Source organism: Mesorhizobium sp. RCAM 05099 (assembly GCF_059683685.1).
This window is the reverse complement of sequence record NZ_CM185035.1, coordinates 1,067,808-1,082,548: the sequence shown is the minus strand read 5'-3', so window position 1 is coordinate 1,082,548 and position 14,741 is coordinate 1,067,808. Positions and strand designations below refer to the sequence as shown.

The window sequence follows — 14,741 nt, the reverse complement described above, 5'->3', positions numbered from 1 at the left end:
GAGGCAAGCTCCGTGCTTCGGCCGAAATCGAAACCACAGCCAAGACCGGTCAATATACCAATCAGTTCTCAGCTGATCGAAGATGCCAAAGCCTTGGGCATCGACATCTCGCGCGCCGCCGAGGCGGGCATCGCGAAAGCGATTGCTGCGGAAAAGACGCATCGATGGCAGGAAGAGAACAAGGCCACCATTGCAGGCTGGAACGCCTATGTCAGTCGAAATGGGCTGCCCCTAGCCAAGTATCGGCTGTTTTGATACCGCGCCGCAACCTCCAGCCAGCCCTCTGACGGCTTCTGGGAGGGCACCCAACCGCATCCACCAGAAGGCCTTCTCAGCCCGCCGTCTTCGCCTGCCAGGCCTTGATCGCCTCGTCGAACACCTTCTCGCCGGGAATGCCCTTTTCCATGGTCAGCAGCGCCCGCCGTCCGGTCTTGTAGACCACCGGCACGTCGATCCAGTCCTGGCCACGCAGCAAGGTCAGATTGGCGTCCTCATCGGCCTTGGTGTCGTTGAGCGCGACGAGGAAGAAGCCGTCGGCGATCTTGGCTGGAATGCCGATCAGCGGACTGCCGGCATCCTGTTCGGAGCTTTTCATGGCGACGCGCAGGATGTTGTCGACGCCGCCGCCCTCGAAGCCGTCGGGCGTCAGGAAGATCATCTCGATGATATGGCTGGCCGGCAGGGTCTGGTCGGTGTTGCGGCGGATGGTCATGCGCAACTGGATGTCCTTGCCGGGAATGGTTGCCTCGGCGCGGATCGCCGGTTCCGGCGGCAGGTCACCGCCGGGCGATTCCTGCACCAGCGACCACACGATGTTGCCCGGCTCCGCCGACCCCTGGGCGGTGCTGGTGCGCTCTTCATAGAAGATCGCCTTCTGGCCGACCGGCAACGCGGCCTGCGCCGGCGCCGTCGGCGCGGCACCCGCCGGTGCTGGCGGGGCGGCGGCATCGGCCGGCGCCGCCGGTGCGGCTCCGTTGACAGGCGGTGTCGCAGGCGTGGCGCCCGCCGCCGGCGACGTCGCAGCCGGCGCCGCAGCGGCTGGCGTGCCGGCGGCCGGTACGGGGACCGCCGGTGGTGGTGCGGCGGGCGCGTTCGTCGCCGATGGCGGCGTGGTCAACGCGGCAACCGATTCACCCTCGCCTATGCCGCTCTGTCCAGCGGCCGGGCCGGGGTCGACTTCACTGCCCTGCGGCGTCAGCCGTTGGGTGAACTTCGTGCCTTCGGCTTCGGTGCCGCCCGCCGCGGGCGCCGGAGCTGCGGCGTCGGTCGCTGGTTTGGCCGGCGCCGGTTTGACCGGTTCGGTCTTCGCGACCTTGGTACCGTCAAGCCCCAGCATCTTGCTGAAGGCATCCTTGTTGAGCCAGATGCCGTAGCCACCGCCGGCAACGACCAGCAAGACAGCGACGGCGGCGATCAGCCCGCCATAGCTGCGCTTGCGTTCGGCGGGGCGCAGGCGCTGGAAAGTGTCCGACACCGGCTCTTCGTTGCTGGCAAAGACATCGACCTCGTCGTCATCCGCCTCACCGTCCATCCCCGCATGGGTCGCCTCGGCGCGGGAAGGCACGGAAGGGGCCGGCGTCGGCTTTGGCCAGCTTGGCTCGGCCTTGGCCACGGGCGGCGGCGCTGGCCGGTAAGGCTCTGGTTTGGGGGCGGGAGGCGCCGGCCACGCAGGCTCCGCCTTCACCGGCTGGCGCGTGTGGCTCGGCTGGTTCTTGTTGCGGTCGATGGAGGAAAAGATGTGTTCCAGCTCGGCGAGCGGATCCGTCTCCGGCACGCCCTTGGTATAGTCCCGCTCGACACTGGAGATCGCATCTTCCAGACCGCGCTTCTGCTTGGCGGCATCCGACGGCGACAGCGGCGGATCGCGCTGGGCAATCTTCGCTGCGATCGTCGAGCGGGCCTTGTCATAGACCCTCGCCCGCATCTCCGGCGACTGATCGCTGAGGTTGTCTATCGTTTTTTTCAGAACAGCAACGAAATCTGCCATGCTTCAGTCGACCTGTATTTTGTTTCCGCGCCGGCCCCCGCAAATCAGCCGCGATGCCCGGAAAGGCTTCAGAAACTAGTCTTGAAACGGATCGGTCACAAGTATCGTGTCGTCCCGTTCCGGGCTGGTGGAAAGGAGCGCGACGGGTGCGCCGATCAGCTCCTCGATGTAACGGACATACTTGACGGCCTGGGCCGGCAGATCGTTCCAGCTGCGTGCGCCGGCGGTGGTGCCTTTCCAGCCCTCCAGCGTCTCGTAGACCGGTTCGACGCGCGCCTGCGCGCCCTGGCTGGCCGGCAGATAATCGATCATCTCGCCGTCGAGGCGGTAGCCGGTGCAGACCTTGATCTCGTCCAGCCCGTCGAGCACGTCGAGCTTGGTCAGCGCAATGCCCTTGATGCCGTTGACGGCGACGGCCTGGCGCACCAGCACCGCGTCGAACCAGCCGCAGCGGCGCTTGCGGCCGGTGACGACGCCGAATTCATGGCCGCGCGTGCCGAGGAACTCGCCGATCTCATTCCTCTGCTCGGTCGGAAACGGACCTTCGCCGACGCGTGTCGTGTAGGCCTTGGTGATGCCGAGCACATAGCCGATGGCACCCGGGCCGACGCCGGAACCGGCGGCCGCCTGGCCGGCGACCGTGTTGGATGAAGTGACAAAGGGATAGGTGCCGTGGTCGATATCGAGCAGCGTGCCTTGCGCGCCCTCGAACAGGATGCGCTCGCCAGCGCGGCGCTTGTCGTCGAGGATTTTCCAGACGCGGTCCATATAGGGCAGGATCTCGGCCGCGACCGAGGTCAGCTCATGCATGATCGCGTCATGCGTGACTTCGGCATGGCCGAGCCCCCGGCGCAGCGCATTGTGGTGCGTCAGCAGCCTGTCGACCTTCAAGGGCAGCGTGTCCAAATCCGCCAGATCCATCACCCGAACCGCGCGCCGGCCCACCTTGTCCTCGTAGGCGGGACCGATGCCACGGCGCGTCGTGCCAATCTTCGTTCCGGAATTGGAGGCGGCGTCCTCGCGGAAGCCGTCCAGTTCCCGGTGCAGCGACAGGATAAGCGCTGTGTTTTCGGCTATTTTCAGGCGATCCGGCGTCACTTCGACACCTTGTGCCTTGAGCTTCGCCACTTCGGCGACGAAAGCGTGCGGGTCGAAGACGACGCCATTGCCGATGATGGACAGTTTGCCCTGGCGCACGACGCCCGACGGCAACAGCGACAGCTTGTAGACCTTGCCGTCGACGACCAGCGTGTGGCCGGCATTGTGACCGCCCTGGAAACGCACCACGACATCGGCACGCTCCGACAGCCAGTCGACGATCTTGCCCTTGCCTTCGTCGCCCCACTGCGAGCCGACGACCACCACATTGGCCATGTTTCTTTTCCCTTGAGACGCCGCCAAGCGGCTTGAATATGGTTCGAAACGACAGGCCTCTATAACGTCAAGATCTCACGAGCGCGACCTTTCTTTGCCGCCGAAAATGCCCTGAGGCACAACAATTTTCGGCTTTGACATCATTTACTTGGGCGAGCGCGGGCAATAGGCCGGCAAACACCGCAATTCACCTCCGGCGGCCGGAATCCCGCGATGCATCGAAGCGCCTACATATTCCTGCTGTTGACCACCTTGCTGTGGGGCGGCAATTCGGTGGCCGGCAAGCTGGCGGTCGATCACGTCTCGCCGATGACGCTCGTCTTCCTGCGCTGGGTGCTGGCGGTGCTGATCATGCTGCCGATCGGCCTTCAGACGATACGGAAGGACTGGCCGGTGGTGCGCAAGCACTGGTTCGTCCTGGCCGCGCTTGGCGCCAGCGGCTTCACCTTGTTCAACACCATTTTCTACACGGCGCTTAACTACACGACGGCGATCAACGTCTCGATCGAGCAGGCGGCGATGCCGATCCTGATCATCGTCGCCAATTTCGTGTTCTTCCGCTTGCGCGTGAACTGGGCGCAGATCGCCGGCGTCGTGCTGACCATTGCCGGCGTGATCCTGACCGCCTGCCACGGCGATCCGCGCCGGCTGCTGACGCTGGAGCTCAATTTCGGCGACGCCATCATGCTGGTCGCCGTGCTTCTCTACAGCGGCTATTCGGTCGGGTTGCGGCTGAAGCCGGTAATGCACTGGCAGAGCCTGATGCTGGCCATGTCGATCGCCGCGCTCATCACCTCGCTGCCCTTTTTCTTGTGGGAGATCGCCGCCGGCAAGGTCATCGTGCCCGACGCGCGCGGCTGGACAGTGATCGTCTATACCGCGATCGGCGCTTCGGTCATCTCGCAGATCTTCTATATCAGGGGCAACGAACTGATCGGCGCCAACCGCGCCGGCCTGTTCATCAATCTGGTGCCGATCTTCGGCACGCTGCTTTCCGTGCTCATCGTCGGCGAGACGTTCCAGATCTATCAGGCATTGGCGCTGGTGCTCGTGCTGGGCGGCATCGGGCTTGCCGAATACAGCGGCCGGAAGATGGCGCACCTGGCATCGGCCAGAACAGGCTGAACATAAAAAAGGCGCGGACCACGCCGCGCCTTTCGATCTTCCATGGCAAGTCCGGTCACATCGCGTTGACGTCGAACTGCAGCCGCTTGGCCGAATCGATCGACTTGTGCGCCTTGACCTGCTCCAGCACATTCTCCGGGAACGGTGCGTCGAGATAGAGCAACGCGATGGCGTCGCCGCCCGGCCGGTTGCGGCCAAGCTGGAAGTTGGCGATGTTGACACCGTTCTCACCGCAGACCGTGCCCAGCAGGCCGATGATGCCGGGGGCGTCGGCATTGGTCGTGTAGAGCATGTGCTGGCCAACCTCGGCGTCGAGATTGATGCCCTTGATCTGGATGAAGCGCGGCTTGCCATCAGAGAAGCAGGTGCCGGCGATCGAGCGCGTCATGTGCTCGGTCGTGACCGTCAGCTTGATGTAGCCGTCGAACACGCCCGACTTGTCGCGCTTGACCTCGGCGACGATGATGCCGCGTTCCTTCACCATGATCGGCGCCGACACCATGTTGACGTCGGAGACCTGCGGCCGGATCAGCCCGGCAAGGGCGGCGCTGATCAGCGCGCGAGTGTTCATCGTCGCGGTCGAGCCGTCGAACAGTATCTCCACCTCCTTGATCGGATCCTCGGTAACCTGGCCGACAAAGGCGCCGAGCACTTCGGCGAGCTTGACGAAGGGTTTGAGCCGCGGCGCTTCCTCGGCGGTGATCGACGGCATGTTGATGGCGTTGGAGACAGCGCCCTTGATCAGATAGTCGGCCATCTGCTCGGCGACCTGCAGCGCGACATTCTCTTGCGCCTCGGCGGTCGAGGCGCCGAGATGCGGCGTCGCCACCACATTTTCCATGCCGAACAATTCATTGTTCTCGGCCGGTTCGACTTCGAACACGTCGATGCCGGCGCCCGCCACCTTGCCGCTCTTCAACGCCGCGACCAGGTCGGCCTCGACGATGAGTCCGCCACGGGCGCAGTTGATGATGCGCACGCCGTTCTTCATCTTGGCGATTGCTGCGGCATCGATGATGTTGCGCGTCTTGTCGGTCAGCGGCGTGTGCAGCGTGATGAAGTCCGCGCGGGCAAAGAGCTCCTCCAATTCCACCTTGTCGACACCGAGCTCCTCGGCGCGCTTGTCCGACAGGAACGGGTCGAAGGCAATGACGTGCATCTTCAGGCCGACGCCGCGCGTGGCGACGATCGAGCCGATGTTGCCGCAGCCGATGACGCCCAGCGTCTTGCCGGTAATCTCGACACCCATGAAGCGGTTCTTCTCCCACTTGCCGGCATGGGTCGAGGCGTTGGCCTCCGGGATCTGGCGGGCAAGCGCGAAGATCATCGCGACCGCATGTTCGGCGGTGGTGATCGAATTGCCGAAGGGCGTATTCATGACGATGATACCCTTGCGGCTCGCCGCCGGGATATCGACATTGTCGACGCCGATGCCGGCGCGGCCGATGACCTTGAGCCCGGTGGCCGCATTGATCAGCTTCTCGGTGACTTTCGTCGCCGAGCGGATGGCGAGGCCATCATACTGCCCGATCACTTCGAGCAGCTTTTCCTTGTCCTTGCCGAGATCGGGCAGGTAGTCGACCTCGACGCCGCGATCCTTGAAGATCTGCACGGCGGTGGGAGAGAGTTTATCCGAGACGAGAACGCGGGGCGCCATGGCGGCCTCCTTCAAAATGGGATTTGATCCGTTAGGGATCGGCGGCCCGAAGGCCGCCGTGAATGATCTCAGGCCGCCGCTTTCAGCGATGCCTTCTGCGCGGCAAAGGCCCAGTCGAGCCAGGGCAGCAGTGCTTCGAGATCCGACGTTTCGACCGTCGCACCGCACCAGATGCGTAGGCCTGGCGGCGCATCGCGGTAGGCGCCGATGTCGTAGGCGACGCCTTCCTTGTCGAGCACTGACACCAGCCCCTTGGCGAAAGCCGCCTGTCCGTCGGCGTCGAGCGCCGCGACATCCGGATCGGTGAAGGACAGGCAGACGGAGGTGTTCGACCGCGTCGCCGGCTCAACGGCGAGATGACCGAGCCATGAGGACTTGCCGACAAAGCCATCGAGGACGGCCGCATTGGCATCCGCTCTGGCGACCAGCGCGTCGAGGCCGCCGATCGACTTCGCCCAGTGCAGCGCGTCGATATAATCCTCGACGCACAGCATCGACGGGGTGTTAATGGTTTCGCCCTTGAAGATGCCTTCGATCAGTTTGCCGCCCGAAGTCAGGCGGAAGATCTTCGGCAGCGGCCAGGCCGGCTTGTAGCTCTCCAGCCGCTCGACGGCGCGCGGCGACAGGATCAGCATGCCGTGCGCGCCCTCGCCGCCCAGCACTTTCTGCCAGGAGAAGGTCACGACGTCGAGCCTGCTGAAATCGAGTCTTTGCGCGAACGCCGCCGAGGTGGCGTCGCAGATCGTCAGTCCCTTGCGGTCCGCCGGGATGAAGTCACCATTCGGCACGCGCACGCCCGACGTGGTGCCGTTCCAGGTGAACACCACGTCGCGGTCGAAATCGATCTTGGCCAGGTCCGGCAATCGGCCATAGCCGGCTTCGATCTTGCGGACATCGGCGAGTTTCAGCTGCTTGACCACATCGGTGACCCAGCCGGAGCCAAAGCTCTCCCAGGCGACCATGTCGACACCGCGCTCGCCGAGCAGCGACCACAGCGCCATCTCGACCGCGCCGGTGTCCGATGCCGGAACGATGCCGATTCGGTAGTCCGCTGGGACCTGGAGAATCTCCCGCGTCAGCGTGATCGCCTGCTCGAGCTTGGTCTTGCCGATCTTGGCGCGATGGGAACGGCCGAGCGCAGCGGCCTTCAGCGTCTCGACCGACCAGCCGGGGCGTTTTGCGCAGGGACCTGAGGAAAAATTGGGATTTGCCGGACGGAGTCCGGGCTTCGTATGCGTCGTCATCGTGGTCTATCCTTCCAGATAGTGGCCCCTCGTTGGGGAGGGGTGGCCCACGGACGGCGATATGCGTTCAGGCATCGGGCGTCAAGAGGAAAGTTTTTGTCGTTGGCAGGATACCCGCGTTCCGTGATCAGGATGTCGCGCCTTCAAACGCAAACGGCGGACCGAGAGATCCGCCGCCAAAATCCTGGTCTGTGCCGGGCCTACCAGAGATCGTAGCGCAGTCCGAGCTTGACCTGATGATTGCTGATCCCCTTCTTGACCGGGAAGGACGTCAGGCTTTCGGCCGTCACATACTCCGCGCTCGGAGCGGAGAAATACTGATAGCCCAGGTCGACGGCAACATTCTTGGAAACCTGGTAGGCAAGGCCCGCATTCAACGTATAGGCGAAGGAGTACTGTGTCTTGTTGTCCTGCAGGTTGAAACTGTTCGCGGGGTCATTGTTATCTGTGTAACTCGCCGAAAGCTTGCGCGTGCTGCGGACAACACCGATGCCGGCGCCGAGATAAGGCGTGATTCCGACATATGTGCCGAGATCGACATAGCCGTTGAGTATCCCCGAGAAGGCATAGTTCTTCAGCGATCCCGATCCTTGGGTCGGCAATGTCGGCAGTGCTACGACCGCTGAATCGTCATAGCCGAAGCTGGCCTTGTTACCCGGCAAATAGCCGAAGTTAAGATCGGCGCGGAGGTAATCGTTGAAATGATATCCGAAGCCGACACTCGCAAAAATTGCGTCTTCGCTCTCGCTAAAGTTTTCGTTGTTGATCGCCGACGGGAAGGTGAAATCCCCGTTCTTGAAGCTTTTCTGCACCAGATAGGAGACATCGCCGCGCAGATACCACCCGGAGCCGACCTCGACCGGCACATAGTCTGGCGCCTGGTCGACATAGATCGGCGGATCATAGTCGGCAGCGAGCGCGGGCGTCAGCGGCATGAGGCCGAGTGCGGCAAGCGCCATACGCGATGTGAATTTCATGGTCCCCGACTCCCGAATTTGGTGCGGCCCGCAATCAGGACAGCAGCCATCGTTTCAAGAGCCATTGTTAACCATAGTGGTTAAGTGCCGGTTAAGGCTAACAGAGCGTTAGCAAATTGATTTCGAACAGAACTCCGCTTGAAAAAGCCCAAACGAAAACCGCCCGGCTGGTGCCGGGCGGTCGACGAATTCCTTTCGAGACGGCTACTTGGTGTAGACCGGCTCCGGCTCGGGCACATAGGGTTCCGGCGGCGGGGCGCAGTCCGACCTGCCGAACTGGTAGCGCAGGCCACCGCGCACTTCGTGCACGTTGATGCCATCGTCATAGCCGGGGCCGACATTGCTGGCTGAGTCGTAGTCGAACATCTTGCCGCCGTTGATGTGGCTATAGCGGTAGCCGACATCGAGCTTGACGCGGTCCGTCAGGCAGTAGGACGCGCCGGCCATCAGGGCGTAGGCGAAGCGCCAGCCCTTGCCGCCGCGATGGAAGAAGTCACCATCGCTATCGCTGTTGTGCAACGTATCCCATTTCATCCAGGCACCGCCGATGCCGGCGCCGACGTAAGGCGTCACCCCATGCCAGGTGCCGATGTCGACATAGGCGTTGGCAAGCAACAGCAAGGCCGAATAGGAAGACGTGTCGGTCGAAGTACAGGGGGTCTGTGCCACACCGCAGAAACCATTGGTCGAGCCACGGAAATCCGAATTGCTCAGCCAGTCGGCTGTGAGGTCGGTGCGGAAGTGCTGGTTGATCTGGTAACCGACACCGCCGCCGGCCGAGAAGGCACTTTTCAATGTACCCGTCGCGAAGGTGCCGGTACTTGGCGGCGTGCCATAGGTGATGTAGTCGGCGCCGCCGAACTTCGACCAGTGATAGTCGATGTCGCCGCGAATGTACCAGCCACCATACTCCTGAGCCGGCTGCTCGTAGACCGCCTGCGGCGGAGCCTCTTCTACCACCGGCGGCTCCGCTAGATCGGCTGCGAACACCGGTCCCCCCACGCCCGCGAACAGCGCGGCGAACAAGGCCCTTCTTGCTGTATTGAACATGCTGTCACCCCTGAGAAGTTCGGAACGGCGATCGTGTCCGAAATGCGATTGGCTTTCAGTCGTGGATAATGAATTGCAAAGGTTAAAAGGCGTTTAACCCTGTTGCTTAACCACGAATCTCTACAATTCGAGGAATTCGGGGATGATTTTCGAGGCACGGGATTGACCGGCGGCCAACAAAAAAGCCCGCCGGATGGCGGGCTTGGAAAAGGTGAAGGCGCCGCGGCGCGATGCCGTCCCGGGCGCGATGAGGATCAGGCGGCGCTGCGTGTTTCCGAAAGGATGTCGACAATTTCGTTGACGACGGCTTCGACGAGTTGCGGGTCGTCGCCCTCGGCCATGACGCGGATCAGCGGCTCGGTGCCGGATGGCCGGATGACCAGGCGCCCGGCCTTGCCGAGGCGGTGACGGGCGTCTTCAATGGCCGCCTTGACCGGCGCTTCCTCGAGCGGCTTGCCGCCGGAAATACGGACGTTCTTCAGCAACTGCGGCACCGGCTCGAATTTCTTAGACAGCTCGCTGACCGGCCGTCCCTGTCGCTTGATGCAGGCCAGCACCTGCAGCGCCGAAACGAGGCCGTCGCCGGTGGTCGAGAAATCCGACAGCACGATATGGCCCGACTGCTCACCGCCGACGTTCAGCCCGTGCGCGCGCATATGCTCCACGACATAGCGGTCACCGACCTTGGTGCGGTGCAATTGCAGGTTCATGTCGCCAAGGAAACGTTCGAGCCCGAGGTTGGACATGACAGTCGAGACGACGCCGCCACCGGCAAGCCGCCCGCTCTGCTGCCAGGATTCGGCGATCAGCGCCATGATCTGGTCGCCATCGACGATCGCGCCGTTCTCGTCGACGATGACGACACGGTCGGCATCGCCATCGAGCGCAATGCCGATATCGGCGCGCACCTCGTGCACTTTCTTCTGCAGGCCGGCGGGATGGGTCGACCCGCACTCCTTGTTGATGTTGAAGCCGTTGGGTTCGACATTGATGGCGACCACTTCGGCGCCGAGTTCCCACAGCGCCTCGGGCGCCACCTTGTAGGCGGCGCCATTGGCGCAATCGACAACGATCCTGAGGCCCGAAAGCGACATCGAGCGCGGCAAGGTGCGCTTGGCGAATTCGATATAGCGGTCATGGACGCCGTCCACGCGCTTGGCGCGGCCAAGCCCGTCGGAATCGGCGAGCGACAGTTCGATATCCTTGTCGAGCATGCTCTCGATGCGCTCCTCGATCTCGTCGGAGAGCTTGTAGCCATCGGGGCCGAACAGCTTGATGCCGTTGTCGTAGTAGGGATTGTGCGAAGCCGAGATCATGACGCCGATGTCGGCGCGCAGCGAGCGCACCAGCATGGCGACCGCCGGCGTCGGGATCGGGCCGAGCAGGAACACGTCCATGCCCGCGGCGCACAGGCCCGACACCATCGCGTTCTCGATCATGTAGCCGGAAAGCCTGGTATCCTTGCCAAGCACGACGCGGTGACGATGGTTGCCGCGCTGGAACGAAAGGCCGGCGGCCATGCCGACCCGCATGGCGATCTCCGCGGTCATTGGAAACTTGTTGGCGCGCCCGCGAATACCGTCCGTGCCGAAGTAATTCCCTGCCATGCTAACCAGTTTCCTCGACAGTTCTTCCCCGGCACGTCATGCCACAATTGGCCAGGGCGCTATGATCACATTGTGTGATTATATGTTACCAATCCTTAGAAAATCATTGTTGTGCGCCGCACACAATATGGCCCCAGTCCAACATGCTGGGACTGCGACAGTGCAGTATACCAGTTATGCGAGCCCTTCAGCACAGATGCACCTGGAAAATCTTGTCCGGAAGCCGGTAACGGCCAACAATTTCATCACCTTATGGAGAGGAGCCACCTTTCGGCGATATATACGCAACTTAGCATCTGGCGCAACCGGCCGTTGAGCGTTATTGATTTGCCGGGACGTATCATGGGCTGCTGCAACGGAGAAACGCTATGCTCATCCACCGACTTGCCACTCTGACCGGCCTCGCCGTCGTAACGTTGTTCCTGGCTGCGCCAGCCAACGCGCTGACGATGGCCGAGTGCAGCACGAAGTACAACGCCGCCAAGGACGCGGGGACACTCGCCGGGCAGACCTGGAACCAGTTCCGCAAGGCCCAGTGCGGCACCGACGCCGCGGCCACCACCGACACCAAGGCAGCAGATACCAAGAAGACAACAGACACCAAGAAGGCGGCTGAAACGAAGCCGGCCAAGGCGGCCACCACTGCTGCGGCCGGCAGCACGGCCAAGGGCCTGACGGCGAAGGAATGCAGCGCCAAGTACCAGGCGGCAAAGGCAGCCGGTACGCTGAACGGCATGAAGTGGAACGACTTCCGCAAGGCCGAATGCGCCGCCGGCGCATCCGCCGCCGCTGACACCAAGCCGGCAACCACCAAGGCCGCGGCGGCTCCCGCCGACAATGGCGGCAAGGGTCTGACCATGGCTGAATGCAGCACCAAGTACCAGGCGGCCAAGACGGCGAATACGCTGAAGGGCATGAAGTGGAACGACTTCCGCAAGACGGAATGCGGCGCCAGCGCATCCGATGACGATACCGTGCCTGCGCCCAGCGAGGCAAACTACACCAAGGAGCCGGCAAAGCCGACGACGGTTGCGCCCAAGGGTGTCACTTTCCCGTCCGCGATCTCGCCGAAATATGCCAGCGAGACCCCCGGAAAGGGCCGCATGCATACTTGCCTCGACCAGTACTATGCCCTCAAGGACGCAAACGCGCTTGGCGGCCTGAAGTGGATCCAGAAGGGCGGCGGCTTCTACAGCCTGTGCAATGCCAAGCTGAAGAGCTGAGCGACAACAATATCTGAACAACGCAAAGCCCGCGAACCGCAAGGTTCGCGGGCTTTTTCTTGTCAAATGCCGAGCGAGCCATTCCGCCCTCGATGGCGCCGCCCCTGCCTGCCAGCATCCTCTCCTCCGTTGTGGCTACGGGGAGAGGGGCGCTGTCATCGATGGTTCGCCAATCGCAAGCGGTGCAAGAAGGGCACCAAGGTTGCGACCAGCCCCTTCTCCCCGTCACTATACGGGGGTTGAGGAGCGGTCCGCGAGCGGACGAAAAGCCAATTCAATTGCTTGGCTTTTCGAGTGACGAACGCCCGGCTGGGCAATGAGGGGCGGCGCCGTCTACAACAATTGACCGGCCTTGAAGCAGGATAGACCGTCAGAAACAGCCTTTATGATCAAACAAAAACGCCGCGGACAAAGCCGCGGCGTTTCCTGGAAATCAGCCTCTTGGCCCTCAGCTCGATGGCTGCGGTTCCATGCCGCCTTCGGGCTCGGGACCCTTCTTGCGGCGACCGCCGGACTTCGGCACGGCCGAGCCACGGCTGGGCGGCGTATCGTCGCCGAGATCGCGGGAAGGCTTGTGGCCGGCGATCAGCTGCTTGATCTCTTCGCCGGATAACGTCTCATATTCGAGCAGCCCTTCCGCCAGCGCGATCCATTCCTTCTTCTTCTTGGTCAGGATGGACTTCGCCGTCGAATAGGCCTCGTCGATCAGTCGGCGCACCTCGGCATCGATGATCTGCGCCGTCTCTTCCGAGACATTCTGCGTGCGCGCCACCGAATGGCCGAGGAATACCTCTTCCTGGTTGTCGCCATAGGCGACATGGCCGAGCTTGTCGGAGAAGCCCCAGCGCGTGACCATGGCGCGCGCCAGCTTGGTCGCCTGCTCGATGTCCGAAGAGGCGCCGGAGGTGATGTTCTCCTTGCCGAACTTGAACTCCTCGGCGACGCGGCCACCCATCATGATGGCGAGGCGCGAAATCATGTATTTGTAACTCATCGAATAGCGGTCGCCTTCCGGCAACTGCATGACCATGCCGAGCGCCCGGCCACGCGGGATGATGGTGGCCTTGTGCAGCGGATCGGCCGACGGCACGTTGAGCGCGAGGATGGCATGGCCGGCTTCGTGGTAGGCGGTCAACGCCTTCTCGGCCTGGGTCATGGCCGACGAGCGGCGCTCGGCGCCCATCATGATCTTGTCCTTGGCGTCCTCGAATTCCGCCATGGTCACGAGGCGCTTGTTGCGCCGCGCCGCCATCAGCGCGGATTCGTTGACGAGGTTCATCAGGTCCGCGCCGGAGAACCCGGGCGTGCCACGGGCGACAACCTTGAGGTCGACATTGGGCGCCAGCGGCACGTTGCGCACATGCACCTTGAGGATCTTCTCGCGGCCGACGATGTCGGGGTTCGGCACCACCACCTGGCGGTCGAAGCGGCCCGGACGCAGCAGCGCCGGGTCGAGCACGTCGGGCCGGTTCGTGGCGGCGATCAGGATGATGCTCTCATTGGATTCGAAGCCGTCCATCTCGACCAGCAACTGGTTCAGCGTCTGCTCGCGCTCATCATTGCCGCCGCCGAGGCCGGCACCGCGATGGCGGCCGACCGCGTCGATTTCGTCGATGAAGATGATGCAAGGCGCATTCTTCTTGGCCTGATCGAACATGTCGCGGACGCGGCTGGCGCCGACGCCAACGAACATCTCGACGAAGTCCGAACCGGAAATGGTGAAGAACGGCACATTGGCTTCGCCGGCAACCGAGCGGGCGAGCAGCGTCTTGCCGGTTCCCGGAGGGCCGACGAGCAGCACGCCACGCGGAATCTTGCCGCCGAGCCGCTGGAACTTCTGCGGATCGCGCAGGAACTCGACGATCTCCTCGAGGTCTTCCTTGGCTTCATCGACGCCGGCAACGTCCTGAAAGGTTACGCGGCCATGCGCCTCGGTCAGAAGCTTGGCCTTCGACTTGCCGAAGCCCATGGCGCGTCCCGAGCCGGATTGCATCTGGCGCATGAAGAATATCCAGACGCCAAGGATGAGGATCATCGGCAGCCACGAGATGAGATAGCCGAACAGCGAATTGGAACCGTCGGTCTCAGGCCGCGCATTGATGGTGACGTTCTTGTCCTGCAGCCGCGAGACCAGCGACGGATCGCCCGGTGAATAGGTCTGGAAACCGCTGGCATTGTCCGTGTAGGAGCCGGTGATGCGGGCGCCCGCAATGGTCACCGTCTTGACCCGGCCCGCCGCGACATCCTGCAGGAACTGCGAATAAGGCACATCGCTCGAAGCCCCACGCGTCTGCGGCGTCTGGAACAGATTGAACAGGGCAATGAGCAGGACCGCTATGATCGCCCAGAGCGCGAGGTTGCGATAATTCGGATTCATCAATTGTCCCGTTGGCATCCGCAGGGCGGACACGCGTCATGAGAGGAAACTTGGGCCTAACATAGGGAGAGCGCCTCCCCTTGCCAAGCAGAACAGCACGTCTGGGTTAAGCTTTCGCCC

The 14,741-nt window shown here is 62.9% G+C and carries 11 protein-coding genes; 3 read left to right on the top strand and 8 right to left on the bottom strand.

The window, feature by feature from the left end; genetic code table 11:
- Window positions 1–12 precede the first annotated feature (12 nt).
- Complete coding sequence (locus AC56QQ_RS05290) at window positions 13–255, top strand: type II toxin-antitoxin system CcdA family antitoxin (protein ID WP_497125824.1); 243 nt, start codon at window positions 13–15, stop codon at window positions 253–255.
- A 76-nt stretch (window positions 256–331) separates the two neighbouring features.
- Here AC56QQ_RS05290 and AC56QQ_RS05285 read toward each other — a convergent pair whose 3' ends face one another.
- Both AC56QQ_RS05285 and AC56QQ_RS05280 read right to left on the bottom strand, forming a co-directional pair.
- Complete coding sequence (locus AC56QQ_RS05285; protein WP_497125823.1) at window positions 332–1,987, bottom strand: hypothetical protein; 1,656 nt, start codon at window positions 1,985–1,987, stop codon at window positions 332–334.
- 75 nt (window positions 1,988–2,062) lie between these two features.
- The gene (locus tag AC56QQ_RS05280) at window positions 2,063–3,361 is read right to left on the bottom strand and encodes an adenylosuccinate synthase (protein ID WP_489858228.1); all 1,299 of its coding nucleotides are present in this window, start codon (window positions 3,359–3,361) and stop codon (window positions 2,063–2,065) included.
- 213 nt (window positions 3,362–3,574) lie between these two features.
- On the opposite strand from AC56QQ_RS05280, the gene AC56QQ_RS05275 reads away from it, so the two are divergent.
- Complete coding sequence (locus tag AC56QQ_RS05275) at window positions 3,575–4,486, top strand: DMT family transporter (protein WP_489858229.1); 912 nt, start codon at window positions 3,575–3,577, stop codon at window positions 4,484–4,486.
- Window positions 4,487–4,541: 55 nt separating this feature from the next.
- Here AC56QQ_RS05275 and serA read toward each other — a convergent pair whose 3' ends face one another.
- The 5 genes from serA to glmM form a co-directional block, all read right to left on the bottom strand.
- Window positions 4,542–6,143 carry a phosphoglycerate dehydrogenase gene (gene serA, locus AC56QQ_RS05270; RefSeq protein WP_497125822.1) on the bottom strand — a complete coding sequence of 534 codons (1,602 nt, stop codon included), beginning with the start codon at window positions 6,141–6,143 and terminating at the stop codon, window positions 4,542–4,544.
- 68 nt (window positions 6,144–6,211) lie between these two features.
- Window positions 6,212–7,387: a phosphoserine transaminase gene (locus AC56QQ_RS05265; RefSeq protein WP_489858230.1), complete on the bottom strand. Its 1,176-nt coding sequence runs from the start codon at window positions 7,385–7,387 to the stop codon at window positions 6,212–6,214.
- 200 nt (window positions 7,388–7,587) lie between these two features.
- Window positions 7,588–8,364 carry an outer membrane protein gene (locus tag AC56QQ_RS05260; RefSeq protein WP_489858231.1) on the bottom strand — a complete coding sequence of 259 codons (777 nt, stop codon included), beginning with the start codon at window positions 8,362–8,364 and terminating at the stop codon, window positions 7,588–7,590.
- A gap of 204 nt (window positions 8,365–8,568) precedes the next feature.
- The gene (locus tag AC56QQ_RS05255) at window positions 8,569–9,414 is read right to left on the bottom strand and encodes an outer membrane protein (RefSeq protein WP_489858232.1); all 846 of its coding nucleotides are present in this window, start codon (window positions 9,412–9,414) and stop codon (window positions 8,569–8,571) included.
- A 254-nt stretch (window positions 9,415–9,668) separates the two neighbouring features.
- Complete coding sequence (gene glmM, locus AC56QQ_RS05250) at window positions 9,669–11,021, bottom strand: phosphoglucosamine mutase (protein WP_489858233.1); 1,353 nt, start codon at window positions 11,019–11,021, stop codon at window positions 9,669–9,671.
- Between the two features lie 368 nt (window positions 11,022–11,389).
- Here glmM and AC56QQ_RS05245 point away from each other — a divergent pair, with 368 nt between their 5' ends.
- Window positions 11,390–12,244 carry a hypothetical protein gene (locus tag AC56QQ_RS05245; protein WP_489858234.1) on the top strand — a complete coding sequence of 285 codons (855 nt, stop codon included), beginning with the start codon at window positions 11,390–11,392 and terminating at the stop codon, window positions 12,242–12,244.
- A 448-nt stretch (window positions 12,245–12,692) separates the two neighbouring features.
- Here the strand turns inward: AC56QQ_RS05245 and ftsH are convergent, their stop codons facing one another.
- Entirely contained in the window at window positions 12,693–14,621 is a 1,929-nt protein-coding gene (gene ftsH / locus AC56QQ_RS05240) for an ATP-dependent zinc metalloprotease FtsH (protein ID WP_489858235.1), read from the bottom strand.
- Window positions 14,622–14,741: the final 120 nt, after the last annotated feature.

Bases quoted from the DNA above. Each gene is read 5' to 3' on its own strand.
- AC56QQ_RS05260 (WP_489858231.1), bottom strand. From the start codon at position 8,364: ATGAAATTCACATCGCGTATGGCGCTTGCCGCACTCGGCCTCATGCCG.
- ftsH (WP_489858235.1), bottom strand. From the start codon at position 14,621: ATGAATCCGAATTATCGCAACCTCGCGCTCTGGGCGATCATAGCGGTC.
- AC56QQ_RS05265 (WP_489858230.1), bottom strand. From the start codon at position 7,387: ATGACGACGCATACGAAGCCCGGACTCCGTCCGGCAAATCCCAATTTT.
- AC56QQ_RS05255 (WP_489858232.1), bottom strand. From the start codon at position 9,414: ATGTTCAATACAGCAAGAAGGGCCTTGTTCGCCGCGCTGTTCGCGGGC.
- AC56QQ_RS05285 (WP_497125823.1), bottom strand. From the start codon at position 1,987: ATGGCAGATTTCGTTGCTGTTCTGAAAAAAACGATAGACAACCTCAGC.
- serA (WP_497125822.1), bottom strand. From the start codon at position 6,143: ATGGCGCCCCGCGTTCTCGTCTCGGATAAACTCTCTCCCACCGCCGTG.
- AC56QQ_RS05275 (WP_489858229.1), top strand. From the start codon at position 3,575: ATGCATCGAAGCGCCTACATATTCCTGCTGTTGACCACCTTGCTGTGG.
- AC56QQ_RS05280 (WP_489858228.1), bottom strand. From the start codon at position 3,361: ATGGCCAATGTGGTGGTCGTCGGCTCGCAGTGGGGCGACGAAGGCAAG.
- glmM (WP_489858233.1), bottom strand. From the start codon at position 11,021: ATGGCAGGGAATTACTTCGGCACGGACGGTATTCGCGGGCGCGCCAAC.
- AC56QQ_RS05245 (WP_489858234.1), top strand. From the start codon at position 11,390: ATGCTCATCCACCGACTTGCCACTCTGACCGGCCTCGCCGTCGTAACG.